Raw genomic sequence first — 23,225 nt, forward strand, 5'->3', positions numbered from 1 at the left:
CGGGCTCAGAGCCCGAACGCCCCGCCCTCGACGAGGATCAGCACCCCGATCCCGACGAGGACGACGGGCAGCACCACGTGCCCCCACCGGGCCAGGGCCCGCGCGACCGGCGGCCGTGTCGCGAGGAACCGGCCGAGGGCGCACCACACCCCGACGAGCACGAGGAACACGACGACGTGGGTGACGATCCCGGCCGTCCCCGCGGTGGCGAACAGCGGGACGTAGACGCCGAGGTTGTCGCCGCCGTTCGCGAGGGTCACCAGTGCGACGGTCGCGACGCCGACCCGGCCGCCCCCGGGCCCGGACTCGTCGTCGGGGTCGTGGTGCTCGCGCCACGCCGCCCGGGCGGCGCGCAGGCCGAGCAGCAGCGGCACCAGACCGAGGTAGGGCAGGGCCTGCTCGGGGAGCAGCCCGGCGACCAGCGCACCCGCCACGGAGGCGGCGAGGATCCCGGCGAACCCGAGGTACTGCCCGGCGACGACGGCCGCCACGCCCCGGCGCCCGTCGGCGACCCGGGCGAAGAACAGTGCCAGGACGAGGAGGTCGTCGACGTTGGTGGCCGCGAACACGGCTGCCGCCTGGGCGATCACGGACGGCTCCCGAGTGGCGGCGACGAGGACGGTAGGAGTCTCCGGGACGCCCTGTCCGGTGCCGCGACCGGATCCGGCCCGGGTCAGCGGACGCGCTGGTAGCGCAGGTGCACGGTCCCGCCGTCGAAGACGCGCTGCTCGACCAGTCGCAGCCGCAGGTCCGCACCGAGCGGCAGGTACCGCTTCCCGCCGCCGAGGACGACCGGCACCACCCGCGGGCGGAACTCGTCGATCAGGTCCAGCAGCGACGCGGCCAGCCCGGGCCCGCCCACGGCCAGCTCGCCGTCGGTCTCCTCCTTCAGCCGGGCCACCTCCGCCCGGGCGTCGGCGCGGCGGACGAGACGGCACCCGGGCGCGACGGAGGTCAGCGAGTCGGAGAACACCACCCGCGGGATCGCGGTGTAGAGCTGCGCGAACTCCGCCTCCACGGGGTGGCCCTCGGCCCGCTCGGGGGCGGTCCAGAAGTCCTCCATGATGTCGTAGAGGTTGCGGCCGAACAGGAACACCGACGTCGCCCGGGTCTGGTCGTTGGACAGCCGGTGCACCTCCTCGTCGGGGTCGCCGAAGGCGATGCTGCCGGTGGGGTCCTCGACGAAGCCGTCGAGGGACATGCTCATGGAGTAGCTGAGGAGTCCCACGGGTGTCAGACCTTCCGGTTCCAGAACTGGTGGATGCGCCCGCTCGGCGAGGCGACCGACTCGACGGTGAACCGGTCCTCGACGCCGGTCAGCCCCTCCCACGGCGACACCCCACGCCCCAGCACGATCGGCAGGATCACCACGTGCATGACGTCGACCAGGTCGGCGTCGAGGAACTGCCGGATCGTCGAGGGTCCCCCGCCGAGCCGGACGTCCAGGTCGCCCGCCGCCTCCTGCGCGACCGTCAGCACCTCCTGCGCCGACCCGTCGACGAAGTGGAAGCTCGTCCCGTTCGCGAACTCGATCGGCGGCCGCGGGTGGTGGGTCATGACGAACACCGGGGTGTGGAACGGGGGCTCGTCGTCCCACCAGCCCTGCCAGCCGTCGTCGGTCCAGGGGCCGGTCTGCGGACCGAACTTGCGCCGCCCCATGATCTCGGCGCCGATGCCCTGGGCCCACGTGCTGGTCAGGGCGCGGTCCAGGGTGACGGGGGCGTCCACCCCGCCGATCCCGTGGATGAACCGCCCGTCGAACCCGGCGAAGAGCCGCCCGGCGTCGCCGATCGGGGCGTCGAGGGTCACGTGGTCGCCGGCGGCGTAGCCGTCGAGGGAGATGAACAGGTTGTGCACCCGGGTGCGGGGCATGGGGCCTCCTCGGTGAACGCGCGGACCGCGTCGCGACGGTGGACCGCCGGGGGCGGCGGAACTCATCGGTCGACGCGGGTCCGGCTGCTGGCTAGCGTCGTCCGGGACCGGCTCGTCGTCGAGGGGTGGGGCGCGGTCCGGCACGGGCCGATGCCCGGACGACCGAGAGGGAGCGCATCGTGGACACCGTCGTGGCCGGACTGGCCGAGCAGCACCGCGTCCTCGACGAGCTGCTCACCCCGTTGACGCCGGACCGGTGGGACCGGCCGGCCCCGGACTGTCCGGGATGGACGGTCGCCGACGTCGTCCTGCACCTGGCCCAGGCCGACGAGTGGGTGATGGCCGGACCGACCGAGGGCAACGCGGCCGCGGCGGCCCGGATGGCGGGCGGCCCGCCGGCGCCGGGTGGGACGACCGACGACACGGTGGACCGCATGGTCGCCCACGAGCGCGGGGCCCCGCCGGAGCAGCTGCTGGCCCGCTGGCGCGCGTCGTCCGGCGCGCTCCGGGAGTTCTTCCTCGTCCGGGACCCGCGCGACCGGCTTCCGTGGATCTTCGGCGACCTGCCCGCCCGCACCCTCGCGACGACGCGGATCGTCGAGTGCTGGATCCACACCCGCGACGTCGCGAACGCCCTGGGCACGACCGCGCACGACGGCGACCAGCTCTGGCACGTCGCCCGTCTGGCCTGGCGGACGCTGCCCTTCGTGTCCTCGCAGGCCGGGCGTCCCGCGATCCCGCCCGAGTCGGTACGGCTCGAGCTCACCGCCCCCGACGGCGGCGACACCTGGACCTTCGGTCCCGAGGACGCCCCGACCGCGATCCGCGGGCCCGCACTCGACTTCTGCCTGGTCGCGGCGCGCCGGGTGGAGCCGTCCGCGACGGCGCTGGCCGGGCAGGGGCCGGACGCGGAGGCGGCGCTGTCGGTGGTGCGCACCTGGGGCTGAGGCGCCCCGTCGCCGCGTCCCTTCCGCGTCGACGACACGAGCGCGATGCCGGGCCCGACGGAACGGGAGGTGGTCGACGGTGAGCACGGATCCGTACGCCGTTCTCGGGACCGGCTACGCCCTGCAGCGCCGCACCGACCCGCACATCGACCGCCACATCCGGGAGGCGTTGCGCGGGTGCCGGCGTGTCGTCGACGTCGGTGCGGGCGCCGGTTCCTACGAGCAGCCCGGCACCGTGCTGGCGATCGACCCGTCCGCCACGATGCTCGCCCAGCGACCCGCCGGCGCCGCGCCCGCGGTGCTCGCGTCGGCCGAGGCGCTGCCCGTCCGGGACGACGCGGCCTACGCCGCGCTGGCGGTACTCACCACGCACCACTGGCGGGACCCGGCGGCGGGCGTCGCCGAGCTCGTGCGCATCGCGCGGCGGCAGGTCGTGCTGACCTGGGACCCGGTCCTGTTCGCACGCACCTTCTGGCTGGTGGCGGACTACCTCCCCGAGATCGGTCACCGTGAACGGCACCTGGCCTGCCTGGACACGGTCACACGGCTTCTCCGGCGGCACGGCGCCACGATCGAGACCGTTCCCGTCCCGGTGCCCGCCGACTGCGTCGACGGCCTGCTCGCGGCGCACTGGAAACGTCCACACGCCTACCTCGACCCCGCCGTCCGAGCCGCGGCCTCGGGACTCGCCGGCCTCCCCCGCGACGTCGTCGGGCCCGCACTGGCCCGACTCTCCGACGACCTCGACACGGGACGGTGGCAGGAACGCCACGCGGACCTCGACGGGCTGGAGCACCTCGACGTGGGCTACCGGCTCATCGTCGCGACGCGGTGAGCGGGCGGCCCGGGGCCCGGCCGACGCTCCCGTGTCACGCGGCGCCCGGGCACGGCGGTTGCCGGCCCTGTCGGCCACCGCATTCCGCCGGGAGGTCGCCGGGTGGCGCACCCTCGTGGGAGACCCGGCCGTCGGCACGACGCTCCGGACGCTCGCGGCGGTCGACACCGGCGGCCGGGGGGACACCGACCTGCTCGACCGGGGCCGGCATCGGCGGCCGGGGCCTCGGCCGACGCGGTCACGCGGAAGCCGGGCCGCTCCGGAGCTCGCGTTCGAGCGACGCCGACACCTCACGGAACCGGCTGACGGGGACGAGGTGCACTCCGGCGAACGCTCCCGTGTCACGCAGCGCCCGGATCTGCTCGCACGCCGCGTCGACCCCTGCGGACGGACCGTGCGCGACGCGGTCGACCAGCTCGTCCGGGATCTCGATGTCGGGGATGGACGCCCGCAGCCTCGTCGCCATCCCGGCACTCGCCAGGACCATGACGCCGGCGTAGACGGGCAGGTCGGTCGGGTTGTCCTCGCGCCACCGCAGGAACGCCTCGACCGAGTAGCCGACCTGGACGAACACGAAGTCGGCTCCCTGCTTCCAGGACGCCATCCGGCGACGATGACCGGCGGTCACCCCGAGGCGGAAGGGTGCGATCCCGGCGAACGGCTCCTGGTCGGTGGCCGCACGCGCTTCCTCGATCATGGCCCGCACGGTCAGCTCCCCGGTGCGGGCTCCGACCGACGGCTTGTCACCCTGCACGAACAGGAACTGGTCCACGCCGTAGGCGGCAGCGGTCAGGAGATCCCGGCGGAAGCCGAGCAGGTTGCGGTCGCGGGAGTTCACGCAGGCGATGCTGGTCCCGCCCATGGCCCGGACCTCGTTGGCCACCGCGATGCTCGACACCGTGGCGCGACCGATGTGGTTGTCGGGGATCAGGAACGCATCCGACACCGGGGTCAGGACGCCGATCTGGTGACGGGCGTGCGTCAGGTCGGGCCTGGTCGGCGGCTCGATCTCGCAGATGATGCGGAATCCGTCGGTCACGGTCCGACGATAGGGCCCGGGTCACCGGGAACCGGAGCGAGCGACGCCGCGACACACCGCTACCGGGCCGTCCCCCGGAACAGCCACCGGGTGGCGGCCACCTCGATGAGGGCACGGGGTCCTGAGCCGTCGTCGGCCTCGACGTCCCACCCGTACTTCCGGTCGAACAGGGCGACGACACCGGCCGGGAAGCCGCACGTCAGGACGGTGGCGACGCCCTCCGCCACCACGGGTGCCCGACCACCGTCGAGGGCCAGGGCGACCGCCGGCTGCGTGCGACAGTTCCTGACCTTCACCGACGTCGCGTTGCAGCCGACCCACCAGGTCGAACGATCGACGACGAACCACACGGGCGTGACATGAGGGGTTCCGTCGGGACGCACTGTCGTCAGCCATGCGATCTCGTCGCTCTGCAGTCGACGTCGGACCGTCGCGTCCAGCTCGTCCATCCCCGGAGTATCGCGAGTGCAGGAACCGACGGTGGCCACGACGGAGGTCACCGACGGCCCAGACGCTCGTCGAGGTGGACGGTGACGGTGTCCCCGGCCTGCTTGCCGATCGCCGTCCGCACCGCCGCGGTCACGGGCAGCTTGTGCGTCCCGTCGCCGAGCGCCATGAAGGAGCTCTGGAACGGGTGGCCGTCGATGGTGCCCCGGACCTTGACCAGGCCGCGGGTGGCGAAGAACTCCGCCGACCAGTCGGTGCGCAGGTAGACCCACCCGCCCGGTGCGTCGCTCTTCTCGAGCGTGGCGGTGAACGTGTGGTCGAGGGCGTGGGGGGCGACGGGATCGCTCATCGGGGTCTCCTTGTCGGGATAGCTGTCCGCGGGTCTGCCCGACCTGGACGATGAGGGAGACCGGCACGGGGCCGAGGAATCATCGGAGGCGGCTCCCACCCCGGAAGCCGGCACCTGCACCGTCGGACGACATCATCTCGACATCGGCGGGGTCATCGCTGTCCAGAGGGCCGGATCGATCTTGCGTGCGCGCCGTCAGCTGAGGAAGTGTGCAGCTCGTGAAGGCGTCTACCGCACGTGGGATCGTTCGAGGCCTGCTCGCGGGGTCCGGAAGCGTTGCGATCGGCACCGCTGGAGCCGTTGTCGCCAGGGGCACACGCGCGATCCCGGGCGGCGGTACCGCGACCGCGAGCACGGACAGCGTGTTGCGCTTCTACGCGACATGGTGGGGCGGTTCAGGGATCGCGATGCTCGCCGCGGCGCGGGAACCGAACCCGAGCACGGCCGTCGTCCGCGGCGTCGCCGCTGCGACGTTCGTAGGCGGGCTCGCCCGCCTTGCCGCTGCCCGACGGAGCGGACGACCCCATCCGCTGTTCCAGGCACTGACCGTGATCGAGCTTCTGACTCCGCCGGCGCTTCTCCTCGCACGACAGAAGTCCGAGTAGCCCACTCGCTCCGAGCGCCTGCGGCTGTGGACCCGCGGATCTTGGACCCGTGATCGCATCCGACCGGCGACATGGATGTCGAGACTCGGAGTGCACACCGGCTTCGGAACGCATTCGACACGAAGCTCGACAACACCTGGCTGACCGGCTGTGAGCCAGGGCGGATCGGATAGGGTGCGGCTACAGGCCACTGCGTCGAGGATCCAGGTTGTAACGGGCACCGCCCCGAGTTGCCGCCCCTTGCATGGAGCCGAACATGAAAGAAGCACCCTTCGGTCAATTCGGTCGAATCGCCGCAACCCTCCCCGTCGCAGACGTGGACCGGGCAGTTCGCTTCTACAGCGAGACCCTCGGCATGACCGTGACGTTCACCAACGGCGACCCCACCGGGTTCGTCATCGTGCGGCGCGACGAGGCTGAACTGCACCTGACGCTCGCCACAGGGCATCGGCCCGGTATTCACAACGTCGCGCACATGATGGTCGCGGACGCAGCCGGCTTCTACGAGCATCTGACGAGCAACGGAGTGCGGATCATCAAGCGGCTGCGTGACGCTGACTACGGACTGCGTGGATTCGTCTTCTGCGACCCGGACGGCAACCGCATCGACGTGGGACAACGCGTCGGGTCGCGTCGGCCCTGCTCGTCCGACGACCATGGATGACAGGGACACAGCGCCGTCGCAGCAAGGCCGGACAATCAGGCCTTCTCATTCCTCCGGGTCGGCAGTTCGTCGCGCAGGTCCTACGTGCTGGACCGTGATCGCGCCGCCGACCTGCGCTGATGCTCCTCGACGGGCGCGTCAAGCGGCAGCTGTTCCGTACCGGGTCACGTAGCAGCGGCGCGATCTCGTGATTCGGCCGTTCCTCTCCGATTCCCTCGTCCTGGCCGCATCGCTCCTCGGTGACAGGGACAAGAGTGGCGAACCATCGCGAAGCGACGCTGCAGGCGCCTTCGTGGCCGTCACCGCGGCGTGGATGATCGCGATCGAGGGGATGCAACCGGTGCACCGGAAGCAGTGAACTGGCGCCGTAGGGAGAACGCTCGTGCCGTAGGTCCGTACGTCCGAAGGTGACGGAGTCGACGTGTTGCGTCATCCGCGGTGGGTCGCTCTCCGGTGGTCACCCACCACAGGACCGTGGACGGCTGTCGGGTCGTGTCGAACCAGCGGTCCCGTTGACGCAGGAGGTCTCCATGCCGGCTGCGGTAGACGAACTGGTGCAGCGATCGGTAGTCGCGCCAGACCGAGAGGTTGAGGAAGGCCGGGCCGGTGCCGTCGCGGATCACGCAGAGACCGTGATCGTCGCCTGTCCGGAGGCGCCAGAGGAAACCGTCGCTGTGCTCGGCGAGGTGGTGGATCGGCGCGAGCGCGGTCAGGAATCCGCGCATCCTGGGGTCGTCGAGTGGCGCGCGCAGACTGGCGACGTTGGCCTGTGCGAGTTCAGGCATCCTCGCAGCGTACGACTCACGGAGGCGTGATCGGGTCAGGCGGATTCGCCCTCTGATCGGACGTCTCCCTACTGCTGGGGGCCTGCGTGGTCGGCCCGCGCGCCGCCGGAGGCCGGCCTGAATCGACACCGGCCGCCGTCGTGAGGAACGCGGGTCGAAGCACCGGGCGGTCGGCGAGACCGGCCGTGACTGAAACGTCGACACCTAGTCGAGACGGCCACCCGGTGGGCACCGGTTCCCGCCGGTCACAGCCGGACAGCCAGATCACGACCTCGACGGGCGAACACGCTGGTCAGAGGCGTAAAGTCGCGGTCGGAACGGGTGCCCCCGGTGGGAGTCGAACCCACACCGGTGACCCTTTTAAGGGGCCTGCCTCTGCCGTTGGGCTACGGGGGCGCCGCGACAGCGTAGCCAGGGCGGGAAGGACTCATGCCGAGCACCGAGAAGGTCGACCTCCGGGGCGCCGCGGCGACCCTGCTGATGACCCTCTACATGCGACGCCTGGACGCCCGGTCCCGCCGTCCGATCCTGGGCGACCCGTGGGCGGAGCCCGTCTGGGACCGCATCGAGCACGACGTCCACGGCCTCTGGCAGTTCACCGGCGACGTCTCGACCATCGTGTGCCGCGCCGCGATCCTCGACGGCTGGACGCGGGAGTTCCTCGCCGCCGAGCCCGCCGGGCAGGTCCTGCACCTGGGCTGCGGACTGGACAGCAGGCCGTTGCGGGTCGGGGTGCCGTCGACGTGCCGCTGGGTCGACGTCGACCAGCCCGAGGTGATGGAGGTCCGACGCCGGCTCTACGACCTCCCCGACAGCATCGAGCAGGTCTCCGGCTCCGTCACCGACGACGGCTGGTGGTCCGCCGTCGACCCGACGCTGCCGACGCTGGTCGTCGCCGAGGGGCTGTTCATGTACGTCCCGGCGGAGGCCGTGCACGCGACCGTCGACCGGGTCGTGTCCGGCACCCCCGCGGTGACGCTGGCGTTCGACGCCGTCGCCCCGTGGACGGTGCGTGCCTCGCGCTGGACGCCGACGTTCCGCGCCGTCGGTACCGAGTTCCGGTGGTCGTGGAACCCCGCGGAGTTCGCGCACCGGCACCCGTCGCTGACCGAGCGCGACGACATCTCGATCTACGACGAGGTGTCCCTGCGCGAGCCGCGGGTGTGGCTGCGCCCGCTGTTGTCGGCGGCCGGGCACGTCCCCGCCATGCAGGACGCGATGCGCCTGCACCGCTTCACCACCGGCTGAGTCCCGGGACCGGGACACCCGGCGAGATGCAGCTCAGCGGGCGACGACCCGTACCGGAACCCCGCTGAGCTGCATCTCGGCGACGGCATCGGCGCGGGAGACGCGACGCGCCCCGGGGGGCCGGGGCGTCGCGGCGGAGGGTGTTGCGTAGAGGTGAGCAGAGCAAAGCCACGCCGGAAGAGGCCCCGACCAGCGGCGATGGTGTTCATCGTCGGGTCGGCGACAATCCCGCGGCCCGCGCGGTGTCCGCCAGGACCTGCTCGACCATGGCCGGGGTCAGCCGTCCGGTGAAGGTGTTCTGCTGGCTCACGTGGTAGCAGCCGAACAGCTCCAGCGGCTCCCGGTCGGGCCGGGCCGGGGCCAGCGTCACCGACGCCCCGTGCCCGAACTTCGGGGCCGGCCGCGGGACCGTCCACCCCGCGCCGGCGAGCACCGGCAGCAGCGCCTGCCACCCGAAGCCGCCGAGCACCATGACCCCGCGGACCGTCGGCGCGAGCAGGTCGAGCTCCTGCTCCAGCCAGCTCCGGCAGGCGTCGCGCTCGGCCGGGGTCGGCTTGTTCGCCGGCGGCGCGCAGTGCACGGGCGCGGTGATCCGGACCCCGTGGAGCTCCAGGCCGTCGCCGATGTGGGAGGCGGTCGGCTGCGACGCCAGCCCGACGGCGTGCAGGGCGGCGTAGAGCACGTCGCCGCTGCGGTCGCCGGTGAACATGCGCCCGGTCCGGTTGGCGCCGTGCGCGGCGGGAGCCAGCCCGACGATCAGCATCCGCGCGTCGGGCGGGCCGAAGCCGGGCACCGGGCGTCCCCAGTAGGTCTCGTCGCGGAACGCGGCCCGCTTCTCCCGGGCCACCTGCTCGCGCCACTCGACCAGCCGCGGACATGCCCGGCACTCGGAGATCCGCTGGTCCAGGACCGCCAGGGTCATGCGATCGATCGCGCGATCCCGTCGAGGATGTCGTGCTCGGAGACGACGACGCGGTCGATCCCGGCGCGCGCGTGCAGCTCGTCGGCCAGGGCCTGCACGACCAGCGCCCCGGCACCGATGACGTCGACGCGGCCCGGGTGCAGCGAGCCGTGCTTCTCCCGTTCCGACCGCGACGACCGGATCAGCAGGTCCGCGACCCGGTGCAGGTCCTCGCGGGTCAGCGTCGAGCCGTGCACCTGCTCGCGGTCGTAGACGGGCAGCTCCTGGGCGATCCCGGACAGCGAGGTGATCGTCCCGGCCACCCCGACCCAGGTCGCCGCGGTCTCGACCGGCACCGACGCGAACGCCTCGGCCAGCACCTCGGCGGCGACCGCGCGCGCGGAGTCGATCTCGGCGTGCGACGGCGGGTCCGAGGGCAGGCAGCGCTCGGTCAGCCGCACCGACCCCATGTCGACCGACTTCGCCGCGGTCACCACGGCGGCCCCGTCGCGCAGCTCTCCCACGACGACCTCGGTGGACCCGCCGCCGACGTCGGTCACCACGAACGGGCCGTCGTCGGGGTCGAGGTCGCCCACGGCGCCGACGAACGACAGCCGCGCCTCCTCGTCGCCGGAGATGATCTCCGCCTCGACGCCCAGGGTGTCGCGGACCATCGCGAAGAAGTCCTCGCGGTTCGACGCGTCCCGGGTCGCCGACGTCGCCACCATCCGGATCCGCTCGGCTCCCTTGCGGCGGGCGGCGACGGCGTAGTCGACCAGCGCCACGCGGGTCCGCTCCAGCGCCTCCGGGTCGAGCCGGCCGGTCGCGTCGACACCCTTGCCGAGCCGCACGATCCGCATCTCGCGGTGCAGGTCGCGCAGCTCCTTCTGGCCGTCGAAGGCCTCGGTGACATCGGCGACGAGCAGCCGGATCGAGTTCGTTCCGCAGTCGATGGCGGCAACCCGCGACATCGGCACTCCTTCGGGTACGACGACGGTCGGTCCGAACCGTAGCCGGAACGCCTGGGATCGGTCGCACGCCGGGGTTACCCTCCGGTAATGGCGACGACGCACACCCCCGCCCCGGTGTCCGACCTCGGCACGCACCAGGTCCTGAACCAGGTCCCGCCCCGGGCCGACGGCGACCTGCTCTCCGCGGACCCGGCCGTCGTCGAGGCCATCGGACGCGAGGGGGGCGACCCGGCGTCGCTGCGGGCGCTCGCCGGCGAGATCGGGACGGCGGAGCACCGCGAGCACGCCCGCGCCGCCAACGTCCACGAGCCCGAGCTGCGCACCCACGACCGCACCGGACACCGCGTCGACGAGGTGACCTTCCACCCGTCGTGGCACGCGCTGATGCGCACGAGCGTCGAGCACGGCGTGGCCGCCGCCCCGTGGGCCGCGGCGCCCGGCACCGGTGCGCACGTCACCCGGGCCGCGGGCTTCTACCTGACCTCGCAGGTGGAGCAGGGTCACCTGTGCCCGATCTCGATGACCTACGCGTCGGTGCCGGCGCTGCGGCACGCGCCCGAGCTGGCGGCCGCCTACGAGCCCGGCCTGACCGCCCGCCGCTACGCGCCCGGCCTCGCCGTCCCGGCCGGCAAGGACGGCCTCCTCGCGGGCATGTCGATGACCGAGAAGCAGGGCGGCTCCGACGTCCGCGCCGGCACCACCGTCGCCACCCCGCAGCCCGACGGCAGCTACCGCCTCACCGGGCACAAGTGGTTCACCAGTGCCCCGATGAACGACCTGTTCCTCACCCTCGCCCAGGCCCCCGGCGGGCTGACCTGCCTCGTCCTGCCCCGGGTGCTGCCCGACGGCACCCGCAACGCGATCCGGCTGCAGCGGCTCAAGGACAAGCTCGGCAACCGGTCCAACGCGTCGTCGGAGATCGAGTACGCGGGCGCGGTCGGCTGGCGGGTCGGCGACGAGGGCCGCGGCGTCCGGACGATCATCGAGATGGTCTCGATGACCCGGCTGGACTGCGTGCTGGGCTCCGCGGCGACCGCGCGGGCCGCGGTCACCGAGGCCGCGCACCACGTCGCGCACCGGTCCGCGTTCGGGGCGCGGCTCGCCGACCAGCCCCTGATGCGGGAGGTCCTCGCCGAGCTCGCCGCCGAGACCGAGGCAGCGACCGTCCTGGCGCTGCGGCTGGCCGGCGCCGTCGACCGGGGTGAGACGGCGCTGCTGCGCCTGGCCCTGCCCGTGTCGAAGTACCTGGTGTGCAAGCGGACCTCGACCGTCGTCGCCGAGGCACTGGAGTGCCTGGGCGGCAACGGCTACGTCGAGGAGTCCGACCTGCCCCGGCTCTACCGGGAGGCGCCGCTGAACTCGATCTGGGAGGGCTCTGGCAACGTCACCGCGCTCGACGCGCTGCGCGCCATCGCCCGCGAGCCGCACGCCGTCGAGGCACTGCTCGCCGAGATCGACCTCGCCGCGGGAGCCGACCCGCGGCTGGACGCGACGGTCACCGCGCTGCGCGCCGAGCTGGCCGCGCCGGAGGAACGCCGGGCCCGCCGTCTCGCGGAGCTGGCCGCGCTGGCCCTGCAGGGGTCGCTGCTGGTCCGCCACGCCCCGACGGCCGTCGCGGACGTCTTCCTCGCGACCCGGCTCGACGCCGACGGGCCGCTGCGCACCGCCGGGACCCGGCCGGGCAAGGACAGCGTCGGGGTGCTGCTGGAGCGGGCGACGCCCTGACCGACCGGGCGGTCAGGCCGTCGCGGGGCCGTCGCCGGGCACGAGCACGAGCCGCCCGAAGACGGTCCCCGCGTCCATCCGGCGGTGCGCCTCCACCGCGGCCCGCAGCGGCAGTACGTCGTCGACGACGGTGCTGAGCCCGCCCCGGACCGCCGCGTCGAACTGGTCGGCGCGGACCGCGTCGCGTCGCGGGTGGGGGACGGTGTCCAGGCTGAAGGTGGCGAACGAGCGCGACTGCTGGAACGCCCGGATCAACGCCGACCCCACGTCGGCGGGCGGGAACCCGGCGACCGCACCGACGAGGACGAGCCGCCCGTTCGGAGCCAGCCGGTCCAGGAACGCCGGGACGTCCGGGCCCCCGACCACGTCGATGATCACGTCGTAGCGGTCCGTCCCGCCCGCGCCGGACCGGTCGAGGACCCGGGTCGCCCCGAGCTCGCGCAGTCGACGCCCCCGTTCCGCGGACGAGGTCGTCACTGCCACCTCGCCCGCACCGCCCTGCACGGCGAGCTCCACCGTCGCGATGCCGATGCTTCCCGCCGCACCGCGGACCAGGACGCTCTCGCCGGGCGCGTGGTGGGCGTGGGCCAGGGCGAAGTGCGCCACGGGGCCCGCGCTCCCGAGGGTCACCGCGCGGGCCGCCGTCAGACCGTCCGGCAGGGCGACCACGTCGCCGACCGCCGCGAGGACCTGCTCGGCATAGGCACCGCCGGTACCGGTGAAGGCCCAGACCCGGCGGCCCGTCCACGTCGGGTCGACCCCCTCCCCGGTCGCGGTCACCACTCCCGCCACCTCGCTGCCCGGCACCATCCCCACCGGGAACCCGGTGCCGAGCAGACCCCGCCGGATCACCGCGTCCACACCTCCGACGCCGATCGCCTCGGCCCGGACGAGGACCTGACCCGCACCGGGTCGCGGCACCGGGACCTCGACCACCTCCAGCCCGTCCGGGGCACCGAACTCGCCGATCCTGACCGCCTGCATCTCCGGGTCCTCCCTGGTCGCGTACCCTTCCGACGGTAGTGGACGCACCCGTCCACTTAGTGGAAGTGAGAGAGATGGATCGCGAGCCGACTCGGCTACGGGCCGACGCGCAGGACAACCGTGACCGGATCCTCGCCGCGGCCCGCGTCCTGTTCGCCGAGGACGGGCTCGACGTCGGGATGCGCGCGGTCGCCCGGCGGGCCGGTGTCGGCCCGGCCACGCTGTACCGCCGCTTCCCCACCCGGGACGACCTGGTCCGGGAGGCGTTCGCCGAGGAGATGCAGGAGTGCCGGCGGATCGTCGTCGACGGGGTCGCCGACGACGATCCGTGGCGCGGCTTCCGCACGGTCGTGCACCGGCTCGTCGCCCTGAACGTGCGGAACCGGGGCTTCGTCGACGCGTTCACCGCCGCGGAGCCCGCCCGCGACCTCCTCGCCGGCCACCAGCGGGAGCTGCTGCGCATGATCGACGGGCTCGCGTCACGTGCGCGGGCCTGCGGCGCGCTGCGCCCCGACTTCACCGTCGACGACCTGATCCTGGTCCTGCGGGCCGGGCGCGGTCTCGCCGCGGCACCGGAGGCGAGCCGCGGACGCGATGCGGAACGCTTCGCCCGGCTCGCGGTCGACGCGTTCCGTGCCGGGCGGGACCGTGGGCAGCCGGTCTAGGAGCAGGGCGGCCCGGACCGCCACCACTCCCCGATCTCGTCGAGGGCCTCGTCGCCGAACGGGTTCACCCCGGACCCGGCGGCGAGGGCGTGTGCGACGTGCACGTGCAGGCACTTGACCCGGTCCGGCATGCCCCCGGCCGTGACGTCGGGGTGCGTGGCGAGCGGCTCGATGGCGTCGCGCTCGGCGAGGTAGGTCTCGTGGGCGCGGCGGTAGGCGGCGGCCAGCTCGTCGTCGACGGCCAGCCGCTCCTCCATCTCCCGCATCCGGCCCTCGGCCTCGAGGGTCCCGATCCGCGACGCCAGCCGGGCGCAGGTCAGGTAGTACAACGTCGGGAACGGGGTGCCGTCGGGCAGCCGCGGCGCGGTCTGCACGACCGCCGGGTGCCCGGACGGGCAGCGGTAGGCGACCGCGAGGACCCCGCGCGGGGCGCGGCCGAGCTGGTCGGCGACGGCGTCGAGGTCGGCCTGGGCGACCGGGCCCGGCTCCAGACCGGGCGGACGGGAACGAGTGCTGCTCACGCCCTCATCGTCGCGGGTCGCCCGTGACGTCGTTCCAGAGGGTGTGGAACCAGGGCACGCCGGGCTCGGCCTGGCCGTCCTCGACGACCGGCGCCGGCGGGGCCGGGAACTGCACGACGTAGGGGGTCTCCCCCGGCTGGACCATCCCGAGCCGGGACCGGGCCTGGGCCTCGACCTCAGCCGGGTCCGAGAGCCGGGCGCGGTCGGAGGACAGCCGCGCCACGTCGGCCTCCAGCGCCTGCTGCCGGTCGGAGACGTCGGCCAGCTCCTGGCGCTGGGCGACGAAGTTGTGCAGCGGCACCGCGACGGTCAGCGCGAGCGCGCAGACCACGATGGCCAGGATGGCGGCCCGCTTGGTCGACGACAGGCCCAGCAGCCCGGTCGTGCGGGCGACGACCTCGCCGGCGCGGGACCGGGCGCGGGTCAGACGGGGCCGGGCGCCCTGCGGTCCGGCCGGCCGCGACCGCGCGCCGGAGCCGCCCGTCGACGCGGGGGCCCGCGCCGAGCGTGCGGTCATGGTCCGCGGCTTGGCCGCGGCACGGCCACGCCCCGTGCCGGTCGTGCGCGCACGAGCGTCCCGTCCACGTCCCCGACGGTCCGCCATGCACCCTCCCGTCCGTCCCGGGTTCCCTCACCCGTCAGTGCCGCCCGTGCCGCTCCGTGGCGACCCGTCCAGCATGCCGCCCGATCGGGCACCGGTGGGGGTGCCGCGCCGGACCGTCCGCAGACGATCCGGGCGGCACCTAGTCACCGACGGGGGAACGACCGGAGCGTCAGCTCTGGCCGGGCACCTGGTAGCGCGGGAACGCCAGCTCGCCGTTGTAGCGGGCGGCGTCACCGAGCAGCTCCTCGATGCGCAGCAGCTGGTTGTACTTCGCCACCCGCTCGGACCGCGCCGGGGCGCCGGTCTTGATCTGACCGCAGCCGGTCGCGACGGCGAGGTCCGCGATGGTGACGTCCTCGGTCTCCCCGGAACGGTGGCTCATCATGCAGCGGTACCCCGCGTTGTGCGCCATCGTCACCGCATCGAGGGTCTCGGACAGGGTGCCGATCTGGTTGACCTTCACCAGCAGCGCGTTCGCGGCGCCACGGGCGATGCCGTCCTCGAGCCGCTCCGGGTTGGTGACGAACAGGTCGTCGCCGACGAGCTGCACCTTGTCGCCGATGGCCTCGGTGAGGCCGACCCAGCCGTCCCAGTCGTTCTCGTCCAGCGGGTCCTCGATGGACACCAGCGGGTAGGAGTCGACCAGCTCGGCCCACACCTCGGACAGCTTGTCCGCGGTGATCTTCTTGCCCTCGAAGGAGTACTTGCCGGCCTCGTGGAACTCGGTCGCCGCGACGTCGAGCGCCAGCACGACGTCGGTGCCCAGGGTGTAGCCGGCGCGCTGCACGGCGGCGGCGATCAGGTCGAGCGCCCCGCGGGTGCCGCCCTTGACGTCGGGGGCGAAACCGCCCTCGTCGCCGAGGCCGGTCGACAGGCCCTTGTCCTTCAGCTCCGACTTGAGCGCGTGGTAGACCTCCGCGCCCCAGCGCAGCGCCTCGCGGAAGGTCTCCGCGCCGATCGGCGCGACCATGAACTCCTGCACGTCGACGGAGGTGTCGGCGTGCGCACCACCGTTGAGGATGTTCATCATCGGGACCGGCAGGACGTGCGCGTTGGAGCCGCCGACGTAGCGGAACAGCTCCAGGCCCGAGGACTCCGCCCCGGCCTTCGCGACGGCCAGCGACACGCCCAGCAGGGCGTTCGCGCCGAACTTCGACTTGTCCGGGGTGCCGTCGAGGTCGACGAGGCGCTGGTCGACCAGTCGCTGGTCCACCGCCTCGACGCCGACGAGCTCCGGCCCGATCTCGTCGAGGACGGCCGCGACGGCCTTCTCGACGCCCTTGCCGCCGTAGCGGTTCTTGTCGCCGTCCCGCAGCTCGACGGCCTCGTGTTCGCCGGTCGAGGCGCCCGACGGGACCGCGGCACGCGCCAGCGTGCCGTCGTCCAGCGCGACCTCGACCTCCACCGTGGGATTGCCCCGGGAATCGAGGATCTCGCGTGCCCCGACCTGCTCGATGACCGCCACCGTGACTCCTGTTCTGATCGCGGGTGTCGTCCGGTGCGTCAGCGTAGTCACCGGTGGGCCCCCGGCGGGGGACGCTTGCGTCACCCTGCTCCGCACCGGCGGTCTGTCAAGACCTCGCATCCCGCCCGGATCGCACCTAACGTAAGAGTGACCATGAGCAGTCCCCGTGCGAACCACCAGGACCCGGTCGCGGCGTTCCGCCGTGCCGACCGGCTGCTCTCCCGGCACCGCCCGCTCGAGGCGCTCGACGCGCTCCGCCCCGTCCTCGATGCACACGGTCCGGACGAGCCCGGCGACGCCTCGGTGCACCTGCTCGCCAGCCGCGCCTACCTCGACTCGGCGCAGCTGCGGAAGGCCGAGGCGGCGTTCGTCCGGGTCGTCGAGATGGATCCGGCCGACCACTACGCGCGCTTCGCACTCGGCAAGACACTGCAGCGTCAGGGCAGGCTCGGCGAGGCCGAGACGCAGCTGAAGATCGCCTCGGCGATGGATCCGCGCCCGGAGTACCAGGAGGCGCTGGGCGAGGTGCGGGCCCGCATCGCGCTCGCGCCCGACCGTCCCTGATCTGCGAAAACGGATCTTCCGGGGCGAATGCCCCGCGACACTTCCCCGCCCGATCGGGTGAGGTTAGCCTTCCCGCCCGGCAGCTCACCCTCACCTGGCGACTGCCACCGGTGACTGGGCTGCAGGAGGTCGCATGCTGGGGAACGCGCTCATCGGGCTGCGTGAAGGACTCGAGGCCGCGCTGGTCGTGGCGATCCTGGTGGCCTTCCTGGTCCGTACCGGGCGACGCTCGGAGCTGCCGCGGGTGTGGGCGGGCGTCGCGCTCGCCGTCGCGGTCAGCGTCGGCGTCACGCTCGGGCTGACGCTCACGCAGCAGGCGCTGACCTTCGAGGCCCAGGAGGCACTCGGCGGCTCGCTCTCGATCATCGCGGTCGGCTTCGTCACCTGGATGATCTTCTGGATGCGCTCGCACGGCCGGACCCTGTCCCGGGAGCTGGAGGGCGCCCTGGACCGGGCCGTGTCGATGGGGCCGTGGGCCGTCGTCGTGATGGCGGCGCTCGCCGTGGGCCGCGAGGGCCTGGAGACCGCGATCTTCTTCTTCGCCGCCGCACAGGCCGCGGGCGAGACCGCCGGACCGCTGGTCGGGTTCCTGATCGGCATCGCGATCGCCGTCGCTCTCGCGTACGCGATCTACCGCGGCGCGCTGAAGATCAACCTGGGGCGGTTCTTCACCGTCACCGGCTTCCTGCTGATCTTCGTGGCCGCCGGGATCCTCGCCTACGGCGTCCACGACCTGCAGGAGGCCGGGATCCTGCCGGGGCTGACCACACTCGCCTTCGACGTCAGCGACGTGATCCCCGCCGACTCCTGGTACGGCACCCTGCTCAAGGGGATCTTCAACTTCTCACCGCAGACGACCGTGCTCGAGGCGGTCGTCTGGTCGGTCTACGTCGTGGTGGTCCTGGCGCTGTTCCTGCGCCCGGCCCGCCGTCGCGCCCCGGCCACCGCCGACGCCTGAACCCCGCACCGCCCACGGTGTCGACCCCTCTAGGAGAACGCACGATGTCCCCCGTCACGCGCACGGCCGCAGGCCTGGCGTCGCTCACCGTCGCCGCCGCACTGCTGGCCGGCTGCACCTCGACCGCTCCCACGGCGCAGGGCCCGGGCGGCGGCGGCCCGATCACGGTCAACGCCACCGACACCGCCTGCGAGGTCTCGGCCACCGAGGCCGCCGCCGGGAACATGACGTTCCGGATCACCAACGCCGGCAGCAAGGTCACCGAGTTCTACCTCTACGCCACCGGTGACCGGATCATGGGCGAGGTCGAGAACATCGGCCCCGGGCTGTCCCGCGACCTGATCGTCGAGGTCCCCGACGGCGGCACCTACACCACCGCCTGCAAGCCGGGCATGTCCGGCGACGGCATCCGCGCCCCGTTCACCGTGACCGGCTCCGCGCAGCGCGCCACCGACACCAACGCCGAGCTCGCCGCCGCCACCGCCGGCTACCTGCGCTACGTGTCCTCCCAGTCCGACGCGCTGGTCACCAAGAGCTCCGAGTTCGCCGCCGCCGTCTCGGCCCGCGACGTCGCGAAGGCCAAGTCGCTGTTCCCCGTCGCCCGCACCTACTACGAGCGGATCGAGCCCATCGCCGAGTCCTTCGGCGACCTCGACCCGAAGCTCGACGGCCGTGAGGACGACGAGCGCGACCCCGGCGTCGCCTGGACCGGGTTCCACCGGCTCGAGAAGGACCTCTGGGTCGACGGTCTCAAGGCCGACTCCCCGCAGGTCGCCGCCACCCTGGTCACCGACGCCAAGGACCTCCAGGGCCGCATCCCCGGCCTGAAGCTCACCCCGGCCGAGCTCGCCAACGGCGCCAAGAGCCTGCTCGACGAGGTCGCCACCGGCAAGATCACCGGCGAGGAGGACCGCTACTCCCACACCGACCTCTGGGACTTCCAGGCCAACGTGGAGGGCTCGCAGGCCGCCGTCGCCGCACTGCGCCCGGTGATCGACCAGAAGGACCCGACGCTCGGCCCGGTGCTCGACCAGCGCTTCGAGGCCGTCGACACGCTCCTCCAGGGCTACCGCGTCGGCGACGGCTACAAGCTCTACACCCAGCTGACCCCGGACGACACGAAGAAGATGGCGGCGGCCGTCGACGCGCTGGCCGAGCCGGTCAGCAAGGTCGCGGGCACCGTCACCGCATGAGCCCGCTGCACGTCTCCCGGCGACGACTGTTCGGCCTGACCGGTGCCGGTGTGGCACTGGCCGGGGCGGGCGTCGCCGCCGGGTACGGCCTCTCCGGCGACGCGGCCGCCTCCGGCGACGGCACCGTCGCGTTCCGCGGCGACCGCCAGGCCGGGATCGTCACCCCCGCCCAGGACCGGCTGCACTTCGTCGCGCTCGACCTGACCAGCACCGACCGGGCCGCCGTGCGCGACCTGCTCGCGCGCTGGACGGCGTCGGCCGAGCGGATGACGGCCGGCCAGGAGACCGCCGACGGCGGCGCACTGCCCGCCAACCGCTACACCGCCCCGGCCGACACCGGGGAGGCGCTCGGGCTGCCCGCGGCGTCGCTGACGCTGACCTTCGGTGTCGGACCGGCGTTCTTCGACAAGCTCGGCATCACCGACCGGCGCCCGGCCGCGCTCACCACGCTGCCCCGCTTCCAGGGCGACCAGCTCGACCCGGCCCGCTCCGGCGGGGACCTGTGCATCCAGGCCTGCGCCGACGACCCGCAGGTGGCCGTGCACGCCGTGCGCAACCTCGTCCGCGAGGGCTTCGGGGTGACCGAGGTGCGCTGGTCGCAGCTGGGGTTCGGGCGTACGTCGTCGACGTCGACCGGGCAGGCGACCCCGCGCAACCTGTTCGGGTTCAAGGACGGCACCAACAACCTCAAGGCCGAGGAGCCGGACCTGCTGGACCGGCACGTGTGGGTCGGCGACGAGGGACCGGAGTGGCTGCGCGGCGGCTCCTACCTGGTGGCCCGCCGGATCCGGATGCACATCGAGAACTGGGACCGGTCCAACCTCGACGACCAGCAGCGGACCATCGGCCGGGACAAGGGCGAGGGCGCACCGCTGACCGGGAAGGCCGAGTTCGACACCGCCGACCTGGCCGCGACCGACGCGTCCGGCCCGGTGATCGCCGACGACGCCCACATCCGGCTCGCCTCCGAGCAGGAGAACGGCGGGGTGCGGATCCTGCGGCGCGGCTACAACTTCGTCGACGGCTCCGACGGGCACGGGCACCTCGACGCCGGGCTGTTCTTCGTGGCGTTCGTGCGCGACCCGCAGCGCCAGTACGTGCCGATGCAGCGCAGGCTGGCCCGCTCCGACGCGCTCAGCGAGTACCTGGAGCACAACGGCTCGGCGCTGTTCGCGGTCCCGCCCGGTCTCGCCGAGGGCGACGACCACTGGGGCCGCGCACTGCTCGCCTGACCCCGGGCCGGGTCAGGGGGCGGGCGGCGCGGGGGCGGCGGTGCGCTGCGCGTAGTCCGCGGCGGCGGCCCACACGTCGCGGGCGTAGTCGCCCGAGGCGTTGTAGGCGAGCACCCCGCGCCACCAGTCGTCGGCGTCGGCGACGTCACGCCCGTTCGCGCACAGGTACCCGGCCGCGGCGAGCGCGGCGTCGTCGACCTGCTGGGGGTCGGCGACGCCGTCGCCGTTGCCGTCCGCGCCGTAGCGCGCCCAGGTCCCGGGCAGGAACTGCATCGGCCCGACCGCGCGGTCCAGCACCGGGTCGCCGTCGAGGCGGCCGCCGTCGGTGTCGGCCACCCGGCGGGTGCCGCCGGTGCCGTCCAGCGGGATGCCGATGATCGGCGGGTCGACGCGGCCGTCCGGGCCGGGCTCGGCGCCGCGGAAGGTCGCGTGCCGGGACTCGATCCGCCCGACCCCGGCCAGCGTCGCCCAGCTCAGCCGGCAGTCCGGGGTGCGCTCGCGCTGGCGCAGCTCGGCGTTGGCGTAGGCCTGCAGGGTCCGCTCGGGGATGTCGGCCTCGGCCGCGGTCGCCCGGGCCCACGCGACGACGTCGGTGCCCGCGGGCAGCGGCGCGGACGCGGGCGGGGCGGACTGCCGGTCGACCGGGGTCCGGGGCAGCGACGGCCCGAAGTCCGGGCCGGTCGCCAGCGAGACGAGCACGATCAGGGCCAGGATGCCGCCGATGGCCGCGAGCAGCGACTGGGTGCGCACGCTCACACGTTACCGGCGGGTATCACCCGATCGGGGTGGGGGTCAGGGACCGTCCCAGTAGCGGCGCCAGTCCTCGGCGGTCAGCGTGTGCGGGTCGAGCCCGTCCGCGGCGGCGGCCTTCTCCGCCGACCGCACCCGCGCCTCGAACTCGCGGGCGGCCGTGCGGAGCGCGGCCTCCGGGTCACCACCGCCGAGCTGTGCGGCCGCGGCCAGCCGGAACAGCGCCGCGCCGGCGCCGTCGTCGGCGGGCAGCAGGTCCGCGGGCAGCCCCGCCTTCGCGGTGCGGGAGGTCAGCTTCGCGGCGAGCGCGACGGCCGGCTGGACCGTCGCGATGCCGTCGACGCTGGACTCGCGCTGCTTCTCGGCGCGCTTGAGCTCGTCCCAGCGGCGGTCCTGGTCGGCGGCGGTGGCGACCTGCTCCCCCGCGGCGAACACGTGCGGGTGGCGGCCGACGAGCTTGTCGACCAGCCCGGTCGCGACCTCGTCGATCCCGAACGGGGCGCCGTCGTGCTCGGTGGCGACGCGGGCGTGGAACAGCACCTGCAGCAGGACGTCGCCGAGCTCCTCGCGCAGCTCGGTGCGGTCACCGTCCTCGATGGACTGGTAGAGCTCGTAGCACTCCTCGACGAGGTAGCGCAGCAGCGAGGTGTGGGTCTGCTCGGCGTCCCACGGGCAGCCGCCGGGCGAGCGCAGCCGGTCCATCACCGCGACGGCGTCGAGCACCGCGTGCCCGGTGGGCGGCGGCACCGCACCGGGGTGCGCGGCGGCGGGGTGGCCCGCCGGGACCAGCAGCACCGTGCCGTCGGCGAGCTCGGCGGGGTCGGTGCCGGTCCAGTCGAGGGCACCGGCGGCGGCGCCGGCGTCGAGGCCGGGCACGGCGAGCACGTCGGTCGCGGAGCGCAGCAGCGGCAGCGCCGCGGCCGGGAGTGCGGCCCCGCGCCGGGGGCAGACGACGACCGTCGCGGCCATCAGGGGGCGGGCGGGGTCGGGTTGCCCGCGGCGACCGGGAACACCACGGAGGCGTCCTCGGCGGTCGGCACGGCGAGCATCTGGATCGGGTCCCACTCGCCGTAGCGGGGGTTGAGCTGCACCCCGGTGCGCAGCGCGGTGGGGGTGAGCATGCGGATCCCGGCCTCGGACAGCGAGCGCTGGTCCAGCTGGCCGACCGCGTCACCCGGGGCGGGGGCGCCGAGGTCGCGCTTGGTCACCCGGACCACGACCCAGCCCTGGCCGCTGCCCAGCGGGAACGCCGCGACCCAGCCGGCCGGGATCCCGATCAGCGGGGTGAGCGCGGCCTGCGGGGTCTCGGCCGGGCGGATCGCGAGCCCGCGCTGGGTGGTGCCGGCACCGGCCAGCGCCGCCTCGGCCCGCTGCCCGCCTGCGGCGACCTCACGGGCCAGCGTGGTGGCCTGTGCCCGGTCCTGGGCGACCGCGACGTCCGCGGTCACCGACAGCCGCGGAAGCTCGCGGCGGGCGAGCTCGGACAGGGTCAGCTCGTCCCGGGTGGCGGCCTGCGCACCGCCGACCGCCAGCGACGACTCCTGCACCGCCTGCTCGCCGCCCTGCTGGGCGATCGCCGCGGCGACCTGCTGGTCGGACACGGTGACGCCCTGCTCCGGGGCGGTCAGGCCGATCAGGTCGCGGATCACCAGCTGGGACACCACGGCCCGCCCGATGTCGGCCTCGGACCCGCCCTGGGCCTTGAGACCGTCGACCAGCCCGGGCCGGGTGAGCACCGAGGTGATCGCGGGCTGCACGGTGGCGAGCGGGATCGACGTCTCGCCGACGATCGCGGCGGAGTCGAGCCGGCTCGGTCCGGTGCCGCAGCCGGCCCCGGTGACAGCGACGGCCCCGACGATCAGCAGGGCGGCGGTGATCCTGCGAGTGCGCACGGCGGTCAG

27 protein-coding genes and 1 tRNA gene are annotated in these 23,225 nt (G+C 73.8%); 11 read left to right on the plus strand and 17 right to left on the minus strand.

Translation table 11 applies throughout. From position 1 onward, the window contains the following. Positions 1 to 5: 5 nt before the first annotated feature. From KPL60_RS23625 to KPL60_RS23635, 3 genes are all read right to left on the minus strand, one after another. Positions 6 to 590 carry a cadmium resistance transporter gene (locus KPL60_RS23625; RefSeq protein ID WP_226355220.1) on the minus strand — a complete coding sequence of 195 codons (585 nt, stop codon included), beginning with the start codon at positions 588 to 590 and terminating at the stop codon, positions 6 to 8. 83 nt (positions 591 to 673) lie between these two features. After that, positions 674 to 1,228, minus strand: a complete 555-nt coding sequence (locus KPL60_RS23630) for a dihydrofolate reductase family protein (protein WP_226367232.1) — start codon at positions 1,226 to 1,228, stop codon at positions 674 to 676. 5 nt (positions 1,229 to 1,233) lie between these two features. Continuing rightward, the gene (locus KPL60_RS23635; RefSeq protein ID WP_226367233.1) at positions 1,234 to 1,872 is read right to left on the minus strand and encodes a dihydrofolate reductase family protein; all 639 of its coding nucleotides are present in this window, start codon (positions 1,870 to 1,872) and stop codon (positions 1,234 to 1,236) included. Positions 1,873 to 2,051: 179 nt separating this feature from the next. On the opposite strand from KPL60_RS23635, the gene KPL60_RS23640 reads away from it, so the two are divergent. Together KPL60_RS23640 and KPL60_RS23645 are read left to right on the plus strand one after the other, a co-directional pair. Beyond that, on the plus strand, positions 2,052 to 2,819 hold the full coding sequence (locus KPL60_RS23640; protein WP_226367234.1) for a maleylpyruvate isomerase family mycothiol-dependent enzyme: 768 nt from the start codon (positions 2,052 to 2,054) through the stop codon (positions 2,817 to 2,819). Positions 2,820 to 2,898: 79 nt separating this feature from the next. Continuing rightward, positions 2,899 to 3,654: a class I SAM-dependent methyltransferase gene (locus tag KPL60_RS23645; protein ID WP_226367235.1), complete on the plus strand. Its 756-nt coding sequence runs from the start codon at positions 2,899 to 2,901 to the stop codon at positions 3,652 to 3,654. A 238-nt stretch (positions 3,655 to 3,892) separates the two neighbouring features. Here KPL60_RS23645 and KPL60_RS34850 read toward each other — a convergent pair whose 3' ends face one another. The 3 genes from KPL60_RS34850 to KPL60_RS23660 are packed head-to-tail and all read right to left on the minus strand — an operon-like array spanning position 3,893 to position 5,489. Beyond that, complete coding sequence (locus tag KPL60_RS34850) at positions 3,893 to 4,693, minus strand: methylenetetrahydrofolate reductase (protein WP_226367236.1); 801 nt, start codon at positions 4,691 to 4,693, stop codon at positions 3,893 to 3,895. A gap of 59 nt (positions 4,694 to 4,752) precedes the next feature. Beyond that, on the minus strand, positions 4,753 to 5,193 hold the full coding sequence (locus KPL60_RS23655) for a pyridoxamine 5'-phosphate oxidase family protein (RefSeq protein WP_226367237.1): 441 nt from the start codon (positions 5,191 to 5,193) through the stop codon (positions 4,753 to 4,755). Next, entirely contained in the window at positions 5,190 to 5,489 is a 300-nt protein-coding gene (locus KPL60_RS23660) for a DUF1905 domain-containing protein (protein ID WP_226355213.1), read from the minus strand. Before KPL60_RS23660 ends, KPL60_RS23655 begins: the two co-directional genes overlap by 4 nt. A gap of 218 nt (positions 5,490 to 5,707) precedes the next feature. Here KPL60_RS23660 and KPL60_RS35210 point away from each other — a divergent pair, with 218 nt between their 5' ends. Together KPL60_RS35210 and KPL60_RS23670 are read left to right on the plus strand one after the other, a co-directional pair. After that, complete coding sequence (locus KPL60_RS35210) at positions 5,708 to 6,094, plus strand: DUF4345 domain-containing protein (RefSeq protein WP_226367291.1); 387 nt, start codon at positions 5,708 to 5,710, stop codon at positions 6,092 to 6,094. A gap of 244 nt (positions 6,095 to 6,338) precedes the next feature. Then, a complete protein-coding gene (locus tag KPL60_RS23670) occupies positions 6,339 to 6,758 on the plus strand; it encodes a VOC family protein (RefSeq protein WP_226367238.1) in 420 nt (139 codons plus the stop codon). A gap of 299 nt (positions 6,759 to 7,057) precedes the next feature. On the opposite strand, the gene KPL60_RS23675 is transcribed toward KPL60_RS23670, so the two are convergent. Further along, entirely contained in the window at positions 7,058 to 7,543 is a 486-nt protein-coding gene (locus KPL60_RS23675) for a DUF3291 domain-containing protein (protein ID WP_226367239.1), read from the minus strand. 322 nt (positions 7,544 to 7,865) lie between these two features. After that, positions 7,866 to 7,939 (minus strand) — tRNA-Leu (locus KPL60_RS23680). 33 nt (positions 7,940 to 7,972) lie between these two features. Between KPL60_RS23680 and KPL60_RS23685 the strand changes: the two genes are divergently transcribed. Further along, positions 7,973 to 8,791, plus strand: coding sequence for a class I SAM-dependent methyltransferase (locus KPL60_RS23685; RefSeq protein WP_226355209.1), 819 nt, complete (start codon positions 7,973 to 7,975; stop codon positions 8,789 to 8,791). Positions 8,792 to 8,996: 205 nt separating this feature from the next. Here the strand turns inward: KPL60_RS23685 and KPL60_RS23690 are convergent, their stop codons facing one another. Together KPL60_RS23690 and KPL60_RS23695 are read right to left on the minus strand one after the other, a co-directional pair. Beyond that, positions 8,997 to 9,713: a uracil-DNA glycosylase gene (locus KPL60_RS23690; RefSeq protein ID WP_226367240.1), complete on the minus strand. Its 717-nt coding sequence runs from the start codon at positions 9,711 to 9,713 to the stop codon at positions 8,997 to 8,999. Then, a complete protein-coding gene (locus KPL60_RS23695; RefSeq protein WP_226367241.1) occupies positions 9,710 to 10,663 on the minus strand; it encodes a Ppx/GppA phosphatase family protein in 954 nt (317 codons plus the stop codon). The genes KPL60_RS23690 and KPL60_RS23695 overlap by 4 nt, the downstream gene beginning before the upstream one ends. Before the next feature lie 87 nt (positions 10,664 to 10,750). On the opposite strand from KPL60_RS23695, the gene KPL60_RS23700 reads away from it, so the two are divergent. Next, positions 10,751 to 12,388 carry an acyl-CoA dehydrogenase family protein gene (locus KPL60_RS23700; protein ID WP_226367242.1) on the plus strand — a complete coding sequence of 546 codons (1,638 nt, stop codon included), beginning with the start codon at positions 10,751 to 10,753 and terminating at the stop codon, positions 12,386 to 12,388. A gap of 12 nt (positions 12,389 to 12,400) precedes the next feature. Here KPL60_RS23700 and KPL60_RS23705 read toward each other — a convergent pair whose 3' ends face one another. Continuing rightward, a complete protein-coding gene (locus KPL60_RS23705; RefSeq protein WP_226367243.1) occupies positions 12,401 to 13,372 on the minus strand; it encodes a zinc-binding dehydrogenase in 972 nt (323 codons plus the stop codon). A gap of 74 nt (positions 13,373 to 13,446) precedes the next feature. On the opposite strand from KPL60_RS23705, the gene KPL60_RS23710 reads away from it, so the two are divergent. Further along, positions 13,447 to 14,037 carry a TetR/AcrR family transcriptional regulator gene (locus KPL60_RS23710; protein ID WP_226367244.1) on the plus strand — a complete coding sequence of 197 codons (591 nt, stop codon included), beginning with the start codon at positions 13,447 to 13,449 and terminating at the stop codon, positions 14,035 to 14,037. Here the strand turns inward: KPL60_RS23710 and KPL60_RS23715 are convergent. From KPL60_RS23715 to eno, 3 genes are all read right to left on the minus strand, one after another. Continuing rightward, complete coding sequence (locus KPL60_RS23715) at positions 14,034 to 14,558, minus strand: DUF501 domain-containing protein (RefSeq protein WP_374203831.1); 525 nt, start codon at positions 14,556 to 14,558, stop codon at positions 14,034 to 14,036. The two genes, KPL60_RS23710 and KPL60_RS23715, sit on opposite strands and share 4 nt — an antisense overlap. Before the next feature lie 4 nt (positions 14,559 to 14,562). Beyond that, positions 14,563 to 15,075, minus strand: a complete 513-nt coding sequence (locus KPL60_RS23720; protein ID WP_226367245.1) for a septum formation initiator family protein — start codon at positions 15,073 to 15,075, stop codon at positions 14,563 to 14,565. A 256-nt stretch (positions 15,076 to 15,331) separates the two neighbouring features. Next, positions 15,332 to 16,627: a phosphopyruvate hydratase gene (eno, locus tag KPL60_RS23725; RefSeq protein WP_226355203.1), complete on the minus strand. Its 1,296-nt coding sequence runs from the start codon at positions 16,625 to 16,627 to the stop codon at positions 15,332 to 15,334. Positions 16,628 to 16,780: 153 nt separating this feature from the next. Between eno and KPL60_RS23730 the strand changes: the two genes are divergently transcribed. The 4 genes from KPL60_RS23730 (at position 16,781) to efeB (ending at position 20,574) form a co-directional block, all read left to right on the plus strand. Continuing rightward, positions 16,781 to 17,191, plus strand: coding sequence for a tetratricopeptide repeat protein (locus KPL60_RS23730; protein WP_226367246.1), 411 nt, complete (start codon positions 16,781 to 16,783; stop codon positions 17,189 to 17,191). 133 nt (positions 17,192 to 17,324) lie between these two features. Next, on the plus strand, positions 17,325 to 18,149 hold the full coding sequence (gene efeU / locus KPL60_RS23735; RefSeq protein ID WP_226367247.1) for an iron uptake transporter permease EfeU: 825 nt from the start codon (positions 17,325 to 17,327) through the stop codon (positions 18,147 to 18,149). A gap of 44 nt (positions 18,150 to 18,193) precedes the next feature. Continuing rightward, positions 18,194 to 19,342 carry an iron uptake system protein EfeO gene (efeO, locus tag KPL60_RS23740; RefSeq protein WP_226367248.1) on the plus strand — a complete coding sequence of 383 codons (1,149 nt, stop codon included), beginning with the start codon at positions 18,194 to 18,196 and terminating at the stop codon, positions 19,340 to 19,342. Further along, entirely contained in the window at positions 19,339 to 20,574 is a 1,236-nt protein-coding gene (gene efeB, locus KPL60_RS23745) for an iron uptake transporter deferrochelatase/peroxidase subunit (RefSeq protein WP_226355200.1), read from the plus strand. The genes efeO and efeB overlap by 4 nt, the downstream gene beginning before the upstream one ends. A gap of 12 nt (positions 20,575 to 20,586) precedes the next feature. Here the strand turns inward: efeB and KPL60_RS23750 are convergent, their stop codons facing one another. From KPL60_RS23750 to KPL60_RS23760, 3 genes are read right to left on the minus strand one after another with little or no spacing between them, the layout of a single operon-like run. After that, positions 20,587 to 21,324, minus strand: a complete 738-nt coding sequence (locus KPL60_RS23750; RefSeq protein WP_226355199.1) for a lytic transglycosylase domain-containing protein — start codon at positions 21,322 to 21,324, stop codon at positions 20,587 to 20,589. A gap of 42 nt (positions 21,325 to 21,366) precedes the next feature. Continuing rightward, positions 21,367 to 22,293: a MazG family protein gene (locus KPL60_RS23755; RefSeq protein ID WP_226367249.1), complete on the minus strand. Its 927-nt coding sequence runs from the start codon at positions 22,291 to 22,293 to the stop codon at positions 21,367 to 21,369. Beyond that, positions 22,293 to 23,216 (minus strand): SurA N-terminal domain-containing protein, encoded by a 924-nt coding sequence (locus KPL60_RS23760; protein ID WP_226367250.1) that lies wholly within the window; start codon positions 23,214 to 23,216, stop codon positions 22,293 to 22,295. The genes KPL60_RS23755 and KPL60_RS23760 overlap by 1 nt, the downstream gene beginning before the upstream one ends. Positions 23,217 to 23,225: the final 9 nt, after the last annotated feature.

The organism is Pseudonocardia sp. ICBG162 (genome assembly GCF_020496225.1).
Taxonomy (GTDB): Bacteria; Actinomycetota; Actinomycetes; order Mycobacteriales; family Pseudonocardiaceae; genus Pseudonocardia; species Pseudonocardia alni.